At 58.6% G+C, this 2,548-nt stretch carries 5 protein-coding genes and 1 pseudogene; all 6 read left to right on the top strand.

The annotated features are described in order from the left end of the window. Window positions 1-70: 70 nt before the first annotated feature. Complete coding sequence (locus tag BKD70_RS25500; protein ID WP_054919638.1) at window positions 71-550, top strand: Cro/CI family transcriptional regulator; 480 nt, start codon at window positions 71-73, stop codon at window positions 548-550. Continuing rightward, a complete protein-coding gene (locus BKD70_RS25235; protein WP_082430448.1) occupies window positions 547-1,293 on the top strand; it encodes a Rha family transcriptional regulator in 747 nt (248 codons plus the stop codon). The genes BKD70_RS25500 and BKD70_RS25235 overlap by 4 nt, the downstream gene beginning before the upstream one ends. Continuing rightward, entirely contained in the window at window positions 1,290-1,595 is a 306-nt protein-coding gene (locus BKD70_RS22650; protein ID WP_054919635.1) for a hypothetical protein, read from the top strand. The genes BKD70_RS25235 and BKD70_RS22650 overlap by 4 nt, the downstream gene beginning before the upstream one ends. Beyond that, window positions 1,592-2,188 (top strand): hypothetical protein, encoded by a 597-nt coding sequence (locus BKD70_RS22645; protein ID WP_054919632.1) that lies wholly within the window; start codon window positions 1,592-1,594, stop codon window positions 2,186-2,188. Before BKD70_RS22650 ends, BKD70_RS22645 begins: the two co-directional genes overlap by 4 nt. Next, window positions 2,185-2,421: a hypothetical protein gene (locus BKD70_RS22640; protein WP_054919630.1), complete on the top strand. Its 237-nt coding sequence runs from the start codon at window positions 2,185-2,187 to the stop codon at window positions 2,419-2,421. The genes BKD70_RS22645 and BKD70_RS22640 overlap by 4 nt, the downstream gene beginning before the upstream one ends. Continuing rightward, a pseudogene (locus BKD70_RS25495) lies at window positions 2,418-2,548 on the top strand (helix-turn-helix domain-containing protein); the annotation flags it as partial. The gene BKD70_RS22640 and the pseudogene BKD70_RS25495, both read left to right, overlap by 4 nt.

The following is a 2,548-nucleotide window of genomic DNA, read 5'->3' as shown; positions in this document are numbered from 1 at the left end:
TGTCCATGGCCGAGGCCGGCGCTGCTGCCGCATACAAGCTGCAGAACATCCCCCACCAGGGAGCCACCAAATGAACGGGCCACTACCAACCATGCAAGAGGCTTCGCAAGAAGCGGAGTTTCAGCTGTGCGCAGCCAAAGATGTGCTCGAGTGGCAGCACGCACTGATCAAGGCCATGCACCTGGATCACCTGCACGACAGCGGAAAAGGGATTGGCGCCTTGTTTGAGGTGGCGAAGTACTTCAGCGACACCGGCTTCGGCGGAGTTTATAGCGCCATCGACCAGTTCAAGGTTCTCGGCGAATCCGCGCCACAAAACGCAGAGATGCCAAATCGTGGCGCGCACGGAATAGGTACCGGCGTACCGCTGGCTGAGTTTTCGAAGGGTCGACAAATGGATGCCGCTGGCCAGCTAGGCATCACTCAGCAAGCGCTGAATACTGCCATCAAGTTAAAGAGGCAGATCCAGGTTCTGGAAATGCCAGATGGAAGCGTTACCGCTGTCGAGACAAAGGTTTTCCCTGCGCCAGGTCGGAGGACTCGCCAATGACCATCGTCATCATCAAAGACGGCGATGCCGTCACGTCAACGACGGCGATTGCTGCGGGCACGGAGAACGAGCACGCCAGCGTGATCGCCCTGGTCCGGAAGTACCAGGGCGATCTGGGCGAGTTCGGGAGGGTCCGATTCGAGGTAGAACCCTTTGAAACTGCCGGTGGAATGCAAACGCGGGAGATTGCGCTGCTTACAGAACCCCAATCAACGCTATTGCTGACCTACATGCGCAATACGGACATCGTTCGAGCATTCAAGAAGAAACTGGTGCGCGAGTTCTGGGATCTGGTCCAGCAGCGCAACCAACGCGGCCCGGCGCTGCCGGCGGACTATATCGGCGCCCTGGAACACCTGCTGGCATCGAAACGCTCCGAGCAGTTAGCAATCGAGCAGCGTGACTACGCCATTGAAACCAAGGCTGAGATCGGTTCGCGCCGTGAAGCGACAGCGATGGCCACAGCTTCGGCGGCTGTTCGCCAGGCCAACCAATTGAAGGAAGAGCTCGGACGCGGGCTGCGGCAGGCCACGGTCGCCGCCGTGGAGAAGGTCTGCAAGCGCAAGTTCGGCAAGCAGGGTTTCCGCCCGCTGAAGAACTGGTGCGCTGAGAACGGAGTGCAAGCCCCGAAAGTCCACGATCCGCGTTATGGCTGGGTTCGCTCCTGGCCCGCAGCTGCCTGGGCAGACGTTTACCAAATTGATCTGGCCGTCCTGTTTGGCGCCGACGGAGAACAAGCATGAAAATTTCCCACGAACAACTCATGGCACAGATCGCCGAGTCGGCGGTTGAGTATCAACTGGCCGAGACCAAGCGCAACTCGCTGCGTCGCGAATTGAACAGCATGTACCGCGTGTACTTCGATGCCTACGGGCGGCCCTTCGCCGACAGCAACAAGCGCGTGAACCCCCACGATAAAGAGTTCGAAGGAGTAATTGCTTTCACGGATGTGGCTTACACGCGGTGGAAAACTCAGCGTGACCTCACGACCAAGCTGAAGCGCAAGATGCGCATGCTCGTCGAACGCCTGGAGCGTGCGCTATGAGCAAAGTCTTGAATTTTCCAACACCGGCACCCGTTGAGATCATCAATGAGGCCCACTTCGAAAAGTTTGAAGACGCGGCACTCATGCTCATGTCCTTCGAAAAGCTGGCAGACGCAGTCGATTTTGTATCTGAGGGCGGCGAGATCCATGAGCGAGACGACACCCATATTGGACTGATGGAGGCGTGCATGGCGCTCGCGGTGATGTTTCGCCGTAGAACCGGGCATGACGTACAGACGGTATCTGCTGACCACCTGGACCATCAAAGGAAATGCTTGATGGATGGCGTTGAAGTCAAGTCCCTGCCTATTCCCGTTCGACCTCCAGCGCTCAGCCCGCTACCAACCGCAGCATTCACAGCCCTTTCGACTGCAGATCTGGCTCAGGTCGGATTCAACTACGTCAATCGATCGCATGAGCACATCAAGGGTAACTGCCCGAAACTCATTGAGCTGGATCTCGCCCGCGCACACTCGCTTGACGCCATGGGGGCGCTTGTTGTCCTGATCGAGAGGCTGTCGGGCGGCGTGGCTTCGATTGCCTGCGGCGAGACGCCAATTGCCAATGCTCCAGGCTCGGAGACGCTGCAATGACCACTCCCATGGAATCAACTACCGGAATCCCGGTAGTTACGACTGCCACTGCCGAAGTGGTCGCCGGCCCCTGGCCCTGCTATTCCAACTGCCGCCATCTGCCCGAGCGTGACCGCTGGGAGGTCTACGGCATGGCCAAGGCTGCCCGCGGCGCCCTGGAGGACCGTGGCGTCGTCATGATCGAGACCTATGACGCGTTCATTGCCCGGGTAACGCGGGAGTTGGACATATGAGTATGGATCTGATGGTTAAGGCCATGAAAACCAAGGTCGGAAACCCGCTGCGCAAGCTGGTGCTGGTCAAGCTGGCCGACAACGCCAGCGATCAAGGCGAATGCTGGCCTTCCTATCAGCACATTGC

It is taken from the genome of Pseudomonas sp. BS-2016, from assembly GCF_001806145.1.
Lineage (GTDB): Bacteria > Pseudomonadota > Gammaproteobacteria > Pseudomonadales > Pseudomonadaceae > Aquipseudomonas > Aquipseudomonas lundensis.
Note: the sequence above shows the minus strand (reverse complement) of the source record. Positions and strands in the feature narration are given on the sequence as shown.